The sequence below is a fragment of the Bacillus sp. 05T22 genome (genome assembly GCF_056396765.1).
Genome location: NZ_JBFTMC010000108.1, coordinates 1 through 14536 on the forward strand (window position 1 = coordinate 1; position 14536 = coordinate 14536).

General features: G+C 31.4%; 14 protein-coding genes and 1 pseudogene. 5 read left to right on the plus strand and 10 right to left on the minus strand.

Features of this window, described 5'->3' with window-relative positions:
- Nucleotides 1-581 (minus strand): annotated as a pseudogene (locus tag AC1DIT_RS22905) (hypothetical protein); the annotation flags it as partial.
- Nucleotides 582-1410: 829 nt separating this feature from the next.
- On the opposite strand from AC1DIT_RS22905, the gene AC1DIT_RS22910 reads away from it, so the two are divergent.
- The 3 genes from AC1DIT_RS22910 to AC1DIT_RS22920 all read left to right on the plus strand — a co-directional run bounded on the left by AC1DIT_RS22910 (nucleotide 1411) and on the right by AC1DIT_RS22920 (nucleotide 4460).
- Nucleotides 1411-3675: an N-acetylmuramoyl-L-alanine amidase family protein gene (locus AC1DIT_RS22910; RefSeq protein WP_016133352.1), complete on the plus strand. Its 2265-nt coding sequence runs from the start codon at nucleotides 1411-1413 to the stop codon at nucleotides 3673-3675.
- A gap of 215 nt (nucleotides 3676-3890) precedes the next feature.
- On the plus strand, nucleotides 3891-4097 hold the full coding sequence (locus AC1DIT_RS22915) for a hypothetical protein (protein ID WP_016133353.1): 207 nt from the start codon (nucleotides 3891-3893) through the stop codon (nucleotides 4095-4097).
- A 150-nt stretch (nucleotides 4098-4247) separates the two neighbouring features.
- The gene (locus tag AC1DIT_RS22920; protein ID WP_016132186.1) at nucleotides 4248-4460 is read left to right on the plus strand and encodes a hypothetical protein; all 213 of its coding nucleotides are present in this window, start codon (nucleotides 4248-4250) and stop codon (nucleotides 4458-4460) included.
- 136 nt (nucleotides 4461-4596) lie between these two features.
- Here AC1DIT_RS22920 and AC1DIT_RS22925 read toward each other — a convergent pair whose 3' ends face one another.
- Nucleotides 4597-5184 carry a recombinase family protein gene (locus AC1DIT_RS22925; protein ID WP_476998426.1) on the minus strand — a complete coding sequence of 196 codons (588 nt, stop codon included), beginning with the start codon at nucleotides 5182-5184 and terminating at the stop codon, nucleotides 4597-4599.
- Between the two features lie 334 nt (nucleotides 5185-5518).
- Between AC1DIT_RS22925 and AC1DIT_RS22930 the strand changes: the two genes are divergently transcribed.
- Together AC1DIT_RS22930 and AC1DIT_RS22935 are read left to right on the plus strand one after the other, a co-directional pair.
- Nucleotides 5519-8593: a Tn3 family transposase gene (locus AC1DIT_RS22930; protein ID WP_016133354.1), complete on the plus strand. Its 3075-nt coding sequence runs from the start codon at nucleotides 5519-5521 to the stop codon at nucleotides 8591-8593.
- 460 nt (nucleotides 8594-9053) lie between these two features.
- Complete coding sequence (locus tag AC1DIT_RS22935; RefSeq protein ID WP_016133356.1) at nucleotides 9054-9182, plus strand: hypothetical protein; 129 nt, start codon at nucleotides 9054-9056, stop codon at nucleotides 9180-9182.
- 140 nt (nucleotides 9183-9322) lie between these two features.
- Here AC1DIT_RS22935 and AC1DIT_RS22940 read toward each other — a convergent pair whose 3' ends face one another.
- From AC1DIT_RS22940 to AC1DIT_RS22975, 8 genes are all read right to left on the minus strand, one after another.
- The gene (locus AC1DIT_RS22940; RefSeq protein WP_016133357.1) at nucleotides 9323-9568 is read right to left on the minus strand and encodes a YueH family protein; all 246 of its coding nucleotides are present in this window, start codon (nucleotides 9566-9568) and stop codon (nucleotides 9323-9325) included.
- A gap of 19 nt (nucleotides 9569-9587) precedes the next feature.
- Nucleotides 9588-10502, minus strand: a complete 915-nt coding sequence (locus AC1DIT_RS22945; RefSeq protein WP_016133358.1) for a hypothetical protein — start codon at nucleotides 10500-10502, stop codon at nucleotides 9588-9590.
- 44 nt (nucleotides 10503-10546) lie between these two features.
- Nucleotides 10547-10810 carry a helix-turn-helix domain-containing protein gene (locus AC1DIT_RS22950; RefSeq protein WP_016133359.1) on the minus strand — a complete coding sequence of 88 codons (264 nt, stop codon included), beginning with the start codon at nucleotides 10808-10810 and terminating at the stop codon, nucleotides 10547-10549.
- On the minus strand, nucleotides 10810-11220 hold the full coding sequence (locus tag AC1DIT_RS22955; RefSeq protein WP_016133360.1) for a hypothetical protein: 411 nt from the start codon (nucleotides 11218-11220) through the stop codon (nucleotides 10810-10812). Before AC1DIT_RS22955 ends, AC1DIT_RS22950 begins: the two co-directional genes overlap by 1 nt.
- 42 nt (nucleotides 11221-11262) lie before the next feature.
- Complete coding sequence (locus AC1DIT_RS22960) at nucleotides 11263-11700, minus strand: DnaJ domain-containing protein (RefSeq protein WP_016133361.1); 438 nt, start codon at nucleotides 11698-11700, stop codon at nucleotides 11263-11265.
- A gap of 195 nt (nucleotides 11701-11895) precedes the next feature.
- Nucleotides 11896-12564 carry a hypothetical protein gene (locus AC1DIT_RS22965; RefSeq protein ID WP_016133362.1) on the minus strand — a complete coding sequence of 223 codons (669 nt, stop codon included), beginning with the start codon at nucleotides 12562-12564 and terminating at the stop codon, nucleotides 11896-11898.
- A gap of 19 nt (nucleotides 12565-12583) precedes the next feature.
- A complete protein-coding gene (locus tag AC1DIT_RS22970; protein ID WP_154214608.1) occupies nucleotides 12584-13138 on the minus strand; it encodes a hypothetical protein in 555 nt (184 codons plus the stop codon).
- 348 nt (nucleotides 13139-13486) lie between these two features.
- Complete coding sequence (locus AC1DIT_RS22975) at nucleotides 13487-13696, minus strand: hypothetical protein (RefSeq protein WP_016133364.1); 210 nt, start codon at nucleotides 13694-13696, stop codon at nucleotides 13487-13489.
- Nucleotides 13697-14536 lie beyond the last annotated feature (840 nt).

A 14536-nucleotide genomic window follows, 5' to 3' on the forward strand; every position in this document is an offset into this window, starting at 1 on the left:
TAATATATTTTAGGAGCTAAAGGACCATTCATTTGACCATTATTGTCACTTTTTAAGTAATATGTTTGCCAATTCGTCAGCGCAATACCAGTATTCCCTTCATCTAATTGTTTTTGTGTAATATAATACRKATCATGTTCATATAGATCTGAGGCATCGGGATTTAARTCCACTATTATACCWGCTTGCTTAATCAGAAGTTGTTGACCATGTTTTATCGTTTTATATTCAACTTTCCCATCTTCATAGAAAACTTTAATTTTTTTAGAAAAGTTTTGGTTCTTATAATAATCATACACACTAATACCAAATTCTCCTTTGTTAAAAGTAGGAGCTTTGTAAGMAYGGTTTTCATTGTTAGCTGTATAATCATATTTAGCACTTTGTTCTGATAAAAGAATAACAAAAGGCTCTTTTAGAAACGTATCATAGGTATCTCCAAATGTTGTAAGAATCGTTTCTCTTGTATCAACGTCTGCATGCGCTTTATGTTTTGTAATTGGGTTGAAACTGAATAAGATTCCCATCGCTATTCCTACAGGGGAAATTTTTTTTATACTTCTCTTTATCTTTTCTTTCATGACTTTGTTCCTTACTTTCTAATTATACTGTTACCAACATATTTAAATTCATATCGGTAAGTTTATCTTACTTTAAACCTCTTTCATTTTTCTTTCGTAAATGTTACAAAACCCTTTCATTGCTTCTCGTACAAACACTTCAGGACTCTTGCAAGTAATTTCTTAAACTTGGACATATCGATAGGAATAAAATGATTGATACATAAGTAAACCACCGATCATACAGTGTGAAAATACCCTTCTGCTAAGGATTAACACCATGAATCACAGAAACATAAGTATGTGATTATTACTCGTACAATTATTTTTTTAGTACTTAACCTATTTATATTCGCCTCAAGGATGCCGTTCTTATCTTGATTTGTTGAAGATAGTTTCGGTTTACTTGGAATTTTCGTTACTACACCTTCATTATTATTTATTCGTGTAATTATGACATATCTAAAAAAAAGAAAAGGCCTTTGTATAACAAGAACGAGACAAACCATTCTTTTTCGTTATTATTGATTTATTAAAATAAAAAATTGATACTCAAAAAACAAGAAAGGTTGGCATTTTGCCAGCCTTTCTTGTTTACTACTTAATTCATTTTATAAATAAAAATTTTGTTTTGGGGATACTTCAAAATCTTCGTTTAATGGCATGGGACAAGCTGAAAAAAACCAGAAAATCGTATAAAATTCTAAATTTTATACGATTTTAACGAAAGAGTTTTGTAACACTTTCGCAAGAAAAATGAAAGGTATTTAAACTAAGATAAACTTCAGAACGTTAAATTCAGTTTAATAAATAGAAAAAAATAGGGTAGCACAAAGTGAGGAGCACAATTATGAATGGAAAAGCAAAAAAAAGTATGCGAAAAGTCCTCCCTGTAGGAATTGCAATGGGGATTTTATTCAGCGCCAGCCCCGTAACAGAATATAAAGTGAAAGCAGATGTTGATACGTTCGGAACGGTTGTTACAACACTTGGAGGTATATATGACGCATTTGGTAAAGAGGCTTTTACTAAATATTTAGAAGAGGTTAATGCAAAAAGTAGTTATGGTAATTTTTGGGAAAACATTACTTACATGGCTCCTACTTTTAAAAAAGGAGAGTTTGGAGTTACTGTATTTGATTATTATAAAAATCAAGATTTTAGCCAGAAGGTTAAAATTGCTTATCCCAATGGAAAAGTTGAATATAAAACAATCAAGCATGGACAACAACTTCGTATTAAGGACGCTGGTACAATAGTAGATTTAACTCCTGATGAACCAGAACTATCTAAACATGATATTTTGTATATTACACAAAAACAATTAGATGAAGGAAAAACCGGTGTTTCACTTACGAATTTCAAAACGTATTATCTAGAAAGTGACAATAGTGGTCGTAGAAATGAACTAGGATGGAAATTTATAAAACAACATTTCCCAAATGCTTATCATCCTAAAAGCGGTTTGGCTAATATCGGTGTTAATGAGGATGAACTTTTCGGAAAATTACCAGAAGACAAACGAATGCTAGGAACAAGTACTTCAAAGACAGTGGGCAAAGAGGCTCTTTCTAATTATGTTACGAATGATCCTGAAGCTCTTGCAGATTTTAATAATCGGTTACCTGATATATTGGCGGATCGTACTAGCATCTTAGAGACACCTATTTCACTAACGTTTAGTATACTAAATGACGGTAAACCTTATCAAATTATCCCCTATAAAAAAGGGACGAATAAAGTAATCGTAAAAACAGGTTCAAAATATCTTTCAGGGAAAGAAGGAAATGCACTTCAATATTCCGATTCGATTGGTGATGATGAAGTGTTTGAACTTGTCCAGACCGGCAATTCTAATGACAATAAATTCCAGTTCTATTTAAAAAACAAGAATGGAGTAAGTTTAGCTGGTAATCAGAATGTTCAACGATTTGGTACTGATTGGAGTTTCAAATCCGAAATTCGCTTCACTGCAAAAAGCAACAATGAAATTCATAACTGGTTAAGAAATTGGTATCCAGGTAAAGAAAATGAGAAACAGAAGCATGACGGAATACAGATAATAAGTGATGAAAAGGATCCTAGTAAATGGATTGCAAAAGATGCTTCTGGAAATGTGATAAAGAACAGTTGGGTGAAGAAGTATGATGATTATTATTATGCAGGTTCTGATGGAATTCTTTTGAAAGGTTGGCAGGAAATTGAGGGGAAGACATATTATTTTAATTTGAATTCTAACCATATGAGGATGCCAAATGTAGTGGGGGATATTGATGGGAAGTACTATCACTTCAATAATGATGGTGCTCTGCAACGATCAGCATGGGGGGAGGATGCCTATGGTCTAGCCTATTCTGATGCTTCTGGAGCGTTTATTGAAAATGGTTTGCGGGAAATCGATGGTAAAATTTATTATTTTAAAGATGTTCGAGTTACTAAAAATGAAATACGTCTAGAAGATCAAAATGTCATTCTTCACTTTTCTGACAAAGGCGCACTTGAGAAAGTTTCTAAGCTGAATGGAGAAGCGCTAAGCTCGGTGACTGAAGTTACTTTTGAAGAGAAAACGTTAATGTTTGAAGGAGATGGTTCCACTAGAAAAAGCGGGATCTCTAAAACCTTTTTACCTGGATTTGATGGGAAAGAGCAACCTGTATTGGTATATTACAGCTTAGAAGAAGGGCGTTACTATACCGGTTGGAAGGAAGCTGATGGTAAAAAATACCACTTCGATGATGGCAGACACTTTACTTTCGATGGTCATGAAACCATTGATGGAATAAAATATTATTTTAATCATGAAGGAGAAGCTAAGCAGACAGGTTTTGTAAAAACTAACGGTAAAACATACTATTATAATGATAAAGGCGAAATGCAAACAGGCTGGCAAAAAATCAATGATAAATGGCATAGCTTCGAGAGTTCTGGAGAAGCTACGGTAGGAAAATTCACAGCTTGGGCACGCTCCGCTTCACAGTTTGGATGGTTTGATTACTATGCTAAAGACAATGGCGAGATTTATGTAAACGAAACTGTTTCTCTTCCTACAAAACATGGAGATAAAAAACATATCTTTGATAGTTATGGACATTTTACGATAGACTGGAACAGTTAAGATCATTTAAAAACTATAAATAGGTGTTAAAAAATATAAAATAAAACAAGAAATTATAAGACTGCAAGGCATTTTTTTCAGAAGGCTTTGCAGTCTGTTTATATTATCGCGCACGGTAGTATAAAAATTGAAAAACAATCTACAACCTTCTTTCTTTTTAAATCGTTAAGGCTTTTTCTGCCACATACAAGGGTGAAAACTAAGGGAGAAAGTGAATGCAGATTGCTTTTGTTCTGCATAGTAACAATTTATATGTTAAAAATGAAATGACAGGGTTGCTAGCGATCTTACTTGTAAAAGAGAACAGAGAAATGGAAAAAGTAAAGTATATTTATCAACAACAAGAAACAAAGGTTTTTGTAGATTGCTTGTTTTCTTCCATCCTTACAGAACTGTCATCTTTATGTAAGGTTATTAGATAGTTTATTTAATGTTTAAATGTAATAATTAAATTATAAGAATTGATAATGATTTTTTAGAAATTATAGACGAGTGTTGTTCACGATTATAACAACAACTAAAAAATGATTGAGAAAAATTCAACATATACATAATAAGTGGGGGTAAATATAGTGGCTTTAAAAGTATTACTTATCGTTATTGGTGTAGCATTAATTTTATCGGGTGTATATAAAATGAAGAAGTATGATGCATTCGTAGGAAAAACTCAAACAAGAAAAAATCTTTTCAACTTGTTAATTAATGGACAGAGTTCTGGAATAGGACAATTATTAAGTGGGATTGTGTGTATCGTTTTAGCAATCGTAGCATTCATAATTAAATAATTTGCAAATAAGGGAGCTACGATATAGAATCTAGCTCCTTTTATTATGATAAAGTCTTTAGGCAAAAACAAAGATTTTTTCTAAAAATGTATATAGTATATAGAAGTATAGATGGCACTCGTTATGAATAATTTTCTTAATAACCATTTCGCTTCAATGTGCGATAGATAGTGGTTCTGTCAACATTTAAAAAATCAGCAATTTCCTGTTTTGTTTTTCCTTGATCAAGTAACTCGAGTATCAAATCAGTTTTAGACTTATTGATTTTAGKAGTTCTCCCCAGTTTCCCGCCATTTTCTACATACTTAATACGTCCAGCCTGTGTTCGCTCCAGTATATAGTTTCGTTCAATATCAGCAAATAAAGATAAGATTGTAACCATTACTTTAGTAGTCATGTCATCTTTTTTCCGCGTATCAATGTTATCATTAATAGCAATGACTCCAATATCGTTTTTGATAAGTTTTTCATGAGTACGGATCATATCAGAAAGATTTCTTCCCAAACGATCTAATTTATAGACAATAAGTGTGTCCCCTGGATGTAGTTGTTGCATAAGAATTTGGAATTGCTCTCTCTCCATATTTTTTCCACTTTGCTTTTCCTCAAAAACACATTCTTCTAACAACCCAATTTTGTTAGCTTCACAATATGTAAGAATTTCTTTTTTCTGAAATGTATAATCTTGTTGTGGCGTTGATACTCGAATATATGCGTAGTTCATTTTTTGCGCTCCTAACGTTGCATAAATCTATTTTTCTATTTTGCTACAAATATCGTATCATTTTTGGGATTTAATTTGCAACATAATATATGCAACGTCGTGACGCTATAAAAATCAAGTCCAAGGCAAGTGTTGCATATATGTTAATTTTTGCAACGCTTAGCATAGGTTTAAATTATTAAGTATAGGTAACTTATTTAACTAACTTTACGCTTAGCGTAGAAAAGCTAGGGTTTTACCTTCTAAAAAATGTCTTACCGTATAATATCCGCGTTTTGTCGGCAAGACGCCTATTATAAATATAATCTATAAGGAGATGTAAAAACAAATAAATATGAATACTCAAAAACGATTAACTATTTTAACAACAGATGAAATAAATCAACTTTATAGTAGGCCCCTTTTTACAACTAAAGAGCGTGTGCAATATTTTTCCCTTTCTCAAATGGAAAATGAATTATTATATACATTACGCTCAATAAAATCTAAGATTTATTTTATTCTTCAACTTGGATACTTTAAATCAAAACACTTATTTTTTCGATTTAACTTATGCGAAGTGGAAGAAGATATTCAATATATTCTCAAAGTCCATTTTAATGGTGCTGAATTCTCGGATTTTGGATCCATTGATAAAAAAACTAGACTTAATCAACAACAACTTATTCTTAAGCGATTTAATTATCGTCTTTGTGACTCACAGTCTCGACTAGATTTAAAGGAACAAGCCCGTAGGGCTGCGACTGTAAGTGGTAAACCTATTTTTATTTTTCGTGAGCTAATAAACTACTTAACTAACAAACGTATTGTTATTCCTGGTTATAGCTTTATGCAAGAGGTTGTAGGCAATGCTATTACATATGAACAAGAACGCCTCATAATGATTATACAAAATCAACTATCTGAAACCGATAAACAGCATTTAAAAGAATTATTATATAATTCTTCTGGATTATATGAGATTACTCGGATAAAACATGAACCTAAAGATTTTAGTATGAATGAAATTAAACGTGAAATTGAATGTGGGAAAGACATTCATTCTCTCTTTCAACTGGCCAATACAATTTTGCCTAAACTAAAAATCTCTAATGAAAGTATTAAATACTACGCTTCTTTAGTAGAATATTATTCCGTATATAAATTAAAACGGTTTGATGAATCCCTTATTTATATTTATTTACTTTGCTTTATTTGTCATCGCTATCAAAGAATGAATGATAATTTGATTAATAGTTTTATTTATAAAATGAGAAAATACAACGATGATATACTATCCTTTGCTAAAGATCAGGTATATACCTACTACACAGAAAATCAGGGGAATTTCAAGAAAGTAGGCGAAGTTTTACAAGTTATAGTAGATGAAAACATTTCTGATAATACCGCATTTAAAGACATTCAAGAACGTGTATTTTCTATCCTAGACCGTCCAAAATTAACTGAACTAGCAAATCAAATCCTGGATAATACGAAAATAGATGAAAAAGCGTTCCGTTGGGAACGTATTGATACATTAGCTTTACAGTTTAAACGACAAATCCGTCCTATTTTTATGATGGTTGATTTTGTTACAACTGGTACGGATGACTCTCTTATGGATGCAATAACTTTCCTAAAAGAGGTTTTTACGAAAGGAAAAACCTTAACCAAATATGATATCGAAGATATTCCTCAAGTCTTTATAACAAATAGCAATAAACGTTATCTTTACACTAAAGATGAGTCTCATTCAAAACGTTTACTAATAGATCGATATGAATTTTTAATTTATTATTCCTTATGGCATCATTTGCAATCAGGAGATATTTTTTGTAGAGATAGTATACAGTATAGAAGCTTCGAAGATGATTTAATCGATGAAGATAAGTGGGAACAAAAAGAGACTCTCATTAAAGATTTACATTTAACTACGCTACAGCAACCTATAGAACAACATTTAAAAGAACTTGAAAACAGATTGGAACCTCGTATTACCGAAATCAATAAAAAGATTATTTCAGGAAAAAATAAATATATTCAAGTGAAAAAGCATGAAAATCATAACTCTTGGACACTTCCATATACTCGAGTTTCAGATCCTGTTAATCATTCGTTTTTCGATGTATTACCACAAATTGATATAAGAAGTATTCTGTATTTTGTAAATCAACAATGCAATTTCCTTGATAACTTTGAACATATCCTGGGACGGTATGCAAAACAAAATACAAATTATAATATTCTCATTCCATGTTTAATAGCCTGGGGAACAAATATGGGATTATATAGAATGGGAGAAGTTTCTGATATAGATTTTTCAAAATTAGCAACTACATCAGCTAATTTTATTCGATTAGAAACGTTAAAAGATGCAAATGAATGCATTAGTAATGCAACTAGTCAACTTCCTATTGTTCAATATTATAATATTGATGATTTCATCCATTCGAGTAGCGACGGTCAAAGATTCGAAACACAGATTCATACGCTACAGTCCCGTCATTCCTCTAAATATTTTGGAATGAATAAGGGAATTACCTCTTATACAATGGTGGCCAACCATATTCCGATTCAAGCAAGAATTATTGGTGCTAATGAGCATGAAAGCCACTATGTATTCGATATTTTATATAATAATACAACTGATATTAAACCTAATATTCATTCTACAGATACACACGGAACAAATGAGGTGAATTTTGCTATTTTAGATTTATTTGGTTATCAGTTTGCACCAAGATATAAGGATATCCATGCAACAATATCCCGAAACTTATACGGTTTTCAACATCCAAACCAATATGAAGAATTACTTATCAAACCTTTACGGAAAATCAATAAAGAACTGATTATTAAGGAATGGGACAATATTAAACGGATTATGTTATCTCTTGCTTTAAAAACGACTACTCAAAATGTTATTGTTCGAAAGTTAAGTTCCTATGCACGAAAAAATCAAACCAAACGTGCATTATGGGAGTATGATAATATCATCAAAAGCCTATATTTTTTAGAATATATTGATTCACTATCATTACGTCAAAATGTTCAAAAGGCGCTAAACCGTGGGGAAAGTTATCATAAATTACGTCGGTCTGTATCTTATGCAAACTTTGGGAAACTTCGTTTCAAGACTGAACAAGATCAGCATATCTGGAATGAATGTAGTAGGCTACTCACCAATTGTATTATTTATTACAATGCGCGTATATTATCGAATTTATTAACGAAATCCCAGGATAAAGGTATCGAGATGAACATACTAAAGTATATTTCACCGGTTGCATGGCAACATATCAATTTTTATGGTCGGTATGAATTTAGTAAATCCCCAACTGTAGTAAATTTGGATACAATCATTAAGAACATCAAGAAAGCTGATATTCTAACCAGGTTAGCACGAGAAGATTCATTTGAAGAAGAATAGAGTGTACTTTGCCCTTATTCCCCCTTTTCGGGGGGATGGGCAAAAACACCCATATTATAATTTTCACCTTATAAATTATAATATAGTTTGTTTTTATGACAGTTGAAAAAGTTGAATCCATTAGTATTACTGCGGAAACAGAAGACATGTTATCGTCTCATTGTTCTTATTATACAGATAAGAGCAAAATAGGGCATACATGGTCAGAGGATGATGTTATTAGACATCTAATTACAGTAGAATACCTTAGATTAAAGCTAGAAGAGAAAGTTATTCCTAATCCATTCGCTTAAACCTTTTAATACATTTCAAAAGAGATGTAGCACTTACTCAAAGTGTATCTATCTCTTTATTTTGTATGATGGAGGCAAGGGTAAAAAACAGAATATTTAGTTATAAAATGATTACTCTGAGATACTATGCTAGTATGAAAGTATAATTTAGAAAAGGGGGAGTTTAAATGAAATACATAAATCATAAACATGCGGATGGGAATACAGGACACCATATCGAAGAACCAGGTGATTTAAAATGTTCACAACATGGCAATGGTGGCGGTCATCCTATTAGTGAGCCAGGTGGACATTAAAAACAACTAATTAAAACATAAAATTAACTCCTCATTATTTTAAGATGTAAACCTAAAAGATGAGGAGTTGACTTATATAAAGGCCAAAACATACGCATGATCATAATATTTCTTAGAGGTTCCCCAAAATTACCCGCATATTAATTGAATTCACTAAAAACAAAATTATAAAATGCATCTGTAATACTTTCAGCATCATGATCTGAAACATGTTTTGATAATGCCTGGATTAACAAAGGTCGTTCTTCTTTAAAATCCATTGCATAATCCATTAAAAAACTCCAGTTCCAAGATGGAATTGCAATTAAACAACTATGATTCATATCATAGAAGGCCACTTGTGGTGACTTATGATGTTTTAATACTTCAAACTCTACAAATCGCATAAATACCCTCCTCTTGGTTTCAATAATTAATATACTTGCTTACCATCTCTCGTAATTGATACCTTGCGCTTTTTTCATCAACAACATCTTCTTTACTATTTATTGCATCATTAATATCATTTATATAATCCGATTGGTTTATTTCAATTTCCTTTTCAAATAAGACATCTATTTTTCTATCTTTAGATTCAGTAATTCGAAGAGTAATTGCATTTATCTCCGAATTCACTTTATGTTTGGTTAAATAAAAATCAATTTCTACAAATCCATCAATTTTAGGATTCTTAGCTTCTATTTTTTGTTTAGATACAGTGAAATATTTGCTATTTTGTATATTATCAATCATATCTTTTGTATGGTCGTGGTTTTTCAAAATATGTTGGTTAATAATACGTGTGCTTTTTTGCATATATAAAAAGGCATATGGTAAATTAAATTTATTGGTATGCTTATAACAATGTCCCTCTGCATGAAGAAAATTATCAATCATGTGTTCAAATATACGCCGAGAGAAATTAATGCCTATTATATGTCTTATATGCTTATATAAAATGTCCGGATACCATCGTATAAGATGTAATATTTCATTTGATTTTTCCGTTCCCTCTTTTTTCTCGGTATCACTGAAAGGCTTTTTCTTTCTCAGTTCGCAAGTATCGTATTTTTCTTGACTATACATTGCTATTCCAATAATAGAGTGCGCTTGATGTTTAGCATGTGGAGATTGTGTTCCATCATCATACAAATTTATTATTTGAACGGGGTTATTACAACCAGGACAAACAGCAAAATGTCGAGTTTTTTCTTTTTTGTTACAATAATATGGTGATCTTTTGTGAGTTGCTTTTTCATAACGATCTACAGTAGACTTCCAGTGCTTTTCATTTAAATCTAAAACCGTTTGACTCGCTGTGGTTAATTTAAAGATTTTCATAACATTGCAGCCCTTTCTTGTTAAGATCAGTTAAAATTATACTATTATGGACGTGGCTGTGATTTTAAAATAACCCACGTTTTACCTATTTTTTTCGCTTGTATTTTTCCCTCGGCGCATAAATTTTTTATGTAACCAGGAGAGAGGCCCCATTCTTTTGCTGCGTCTTCTACTCCCATAATATCTGATAACGCATTTTCACCTTCTATATATTTCACAACGAATGATCGCAATGTATCGGAAGGCTCTTCCGTTTTCTTTAGAAATTGCTCCCAGAGTTTATCTGGGAGCCTAAATTTTGCTTGCATTAAAATCCCTTCCTTTCAATTTCACAATTGTATTTATTACAAAGCTCTTTTGCATATTTGAACGCTAAATGCCGTTCTTTACCTGCAAACATTTTGTTTTCTTTATATGTGCCATATACCTTTTCGTTTTCTACATACTTGAATGGAACAAGAGGGCGAATTTCAAGACGAACATAATATTCAACTCGTTTTGCTGAATAGTTCTTCATTCTTGTGATGGTAACTATATTTTTCATTTCTGTGTTTAGTACTTGTTGGGCATGCTCATATACTTCTTGTTGATGCTTTCTAATATCTTTTATAAGCTCTTCTAATCGTTTAATATCCCGTTCGCACCAAGAATTATGATCTACTAAATAATCAATATCATATCTGTGTTTAAACTTATACAAATAAGAATTTATATACATAATTTTCATCTCCCTTTTAAAGATCAAGAGGGAAGAACCCTCTTAATCTTTTAATTGCATTTTTGATTTTTTGATTTTTTTCACTTCATGCATGTTGCGAATTTCATCAAGGGAGAAGTCTTTTTTATGATATTTTTTATATTCACCTTCGTACCAGTACCAAGCCTTTTTCTTTGCGGCCCACTTAAAACCAAGTTCTTTTAACTTGTTTTTAACTGTGTATGTATTACCGCTAATCCATACCCATGTTCCAATAATCTCAATCTCTAAGTCATATTTGATAAGCGAATCAATGATGTTTTGATATGCTGTATTGTGCTCTTCTTTGCTGTTTAACTGTTTAAATAGACTGTCATATTCTTTTTTTAGGAGAATAAAATCTTGATGTGTTCCTCCTAAATCAGGGTGATATTTTTTTGCCAATTTTTTGTACTGTTTTTTTAACTCTTCCACTGTTGCGACGCTTTGAAAAAAATTCATGGTCAACACTCCTATGGTTATTTAAAATGCGTTGTCGCACCTTATAATATGAATTTAGCATGCGTCACCGCATGTGTCAATATATTTTGAATATTCTCTTTTATTATACTTCAATCAACTAAAAGGGTTTCATCCGAGATACATGTATCTCGGATGAAACCCTTTATGTTTTTCAGTGCTGAAGTTTCCTTGTAGTTAACTCATGACCCCTCTATTCACATAACCTAGCTTCATAGATTCAAATTTCTGTAATGCTTCGAGATCCTCAATATATTTCAGCATGATTGGTATTTCTTCTTTAGAATGGTAATAAATTGTGCATGTAGTGGTAGATGTTTTATGCCTTTGTGGTTTCTTCTTTCCAATACCAAGACGCTGTTCAAGAAAAGTGCTAATACCATATAAAACATTTTTAGAACCATTGATTCTAATTCTTGGTCTTATATATTGTTTACGTGCGCATATTGTATCTAATGTATAGTGTAAACGTATATAAGTTTGTACAAACACATCTTCATTAAAATTTCCTATCGGATAATTTCGGACTTGATGTGTTTTTGGTGTCCATCCAAGTTTCTTTATTTGTAAAATAAAAGGATGATTTGAATTATAAGCTAAATTCCACTGTGTATACGTTCCATATTTTTTATCTATTTCCCTATCATACATAGAAACCGGATTTCTCACTATTTGTTTAAAACGGTCTAGAATTTCCTTATTAGGGTACCTTAATACGAAATGTGTAGAGTGCTGTGAACCAAATCCCCAAACCATTGCAAGTGCTTCTGCAAATTCATCTGAACGAAAAAACTCTTCATCATCCTTACTTATATCAAACAATTCTAACTGTATATACTTTTCCATTCTTCACCTCTATGCGCTATTACTCAATTTCTTTCGATATTGATTGTGATCTTCGAGGGCTTACAGGTAATGGATTCCTCCAGTTATCCACTTTTATATTTCTTTTTAGTTCTTTGTTTTTAAGGATAAATAGTTCAGGGTTTTTAATCATTAATAGTTCTTCTTCATAATTAGTTATTTTTTTTTGTACAGTAACATATTGGTTATAAGTTCTAATTAACCAGGCTGTGTAAATTAGTATTGTAACTAATAAAATAATTGAATATGCACTTAAAGAAAGGTTCATATACTCGATAATTAAATCCCGGGATAATAAAAACATAATTGGAACAAGCGAAAAATATTTTAGTGTATTCATTTTAAATCTAAGCGTTTCTATTCGTCTTTCTAACCATAATTTATGAAATTCAATTAATTCTATAGGGTGTTCATATTGATATTTTAGTCTTTTTAAACTTTGGAAATCCCTCAAAGATTGATAACGTTTATAGCATTCTAAAAATAAGAATAAAACCATTGCTGTATAAAGAAGATCCTTAGATATGTTATTCCAAACAGGTTGTAGTAAATTCATTAAATTCACATCATAAATAGTTTTCATAAGTATATGGGTTATTATAATGATCGTGCCTAATACGAATAATTCAAAAAGCATACGGATTAAAACCACTTTAACTCTATAAAAGTTATCCCAGTTAATAAAAATCACACCTTTCTGTATTTTCAGAATTTTATAATTTCATATTAGCATAATTACTAACTGTGTATCATTGTATAAAGCCATATTTTCCCTTTCTATAATTGAAAAATACGGGATTCCAACGTCTTAATAGATTATGTAGGATAGCTATTCATTCTATTATGGGGGGTAGTCATGAAAAAAAGGTCCCCTTTGGTTTCTAACCAGGTGACCTTTTCTATATTAAATTAGAATAGCATACCTTACATTTTCTGAAACATATAAACTTACATTATCAATTTTTACATTACATGTTCCAAATCTTCGTTTGCCCTCTAATTTTAGTTTCTCCTTTGCTTCCTCTAAAGAATGTGCTGGAATAATTACGGATTTTAAGTCTGTTACCTTGCCACCATACATCACTGAAAAATCAATTTCATATTGATGTATCATGATTTCTCCACTTCCTTTCTTTTGAATTCACTTACAGATCATTTTTAACTAAAATCATATTTTCCCCTCTTACCACTCGAAAAATAGATTTAATCTATCTATTAAGCTCATATGCGAAAAATAAATACTTTAATACCAAATTATTAGAGGTGTTATAAAAATTCGTTACAAGTAAATCTGAGAAGTCATTTTCTTTGGAATGGTAATTTTTTGTGTTTATAATCATAAATGAGTTGCTTTGCTATACAAGATCCTGCCAGACCCATTAAAAATGTAGATAAAATTATTATAATGAGTTGTTGTGTGGGTTCGTTTCTTAAATAGGTATTAGAAATATATAGACAACTTATAGTCACAACCATGAGAATGAAACCATAATGATCGTAGGTTCCCTTTTCTAATTTTTCTATTTGAAACACAAAYRTYCGGATRCATAGAAAGGCTATCAGTACWACTGACAGCCCMATACAAATACCTATCATTYYTCATCCGCTCCCTCATGGAATCACATCATGGMRTRTTTTTTTCGCAATAGRCYCTCTATCTCTAGATGGTACAGCTTRAAAAACTTGATGTTYTGCMCAARTACGCTTTCRAAATCCATTTTTGAWAGTGTATCCTTRAGTAGTTCTAACTCAAAATCTARAAATTTYTCATTTCCATTTTGGATAGAATCTGGGATATTGTGTATYGCATCCGTTATTTCTTGTACGTATTTCACCCCCCTTGTATCTTCTGGACAAAATAGTACATTCCGACTTAAGATCAAAGTTTCCTGTAATACTTTATATCCAATTTTGCGTAGTTTTACTTCATTCACACTGCTTCCTCCTTTTCTAC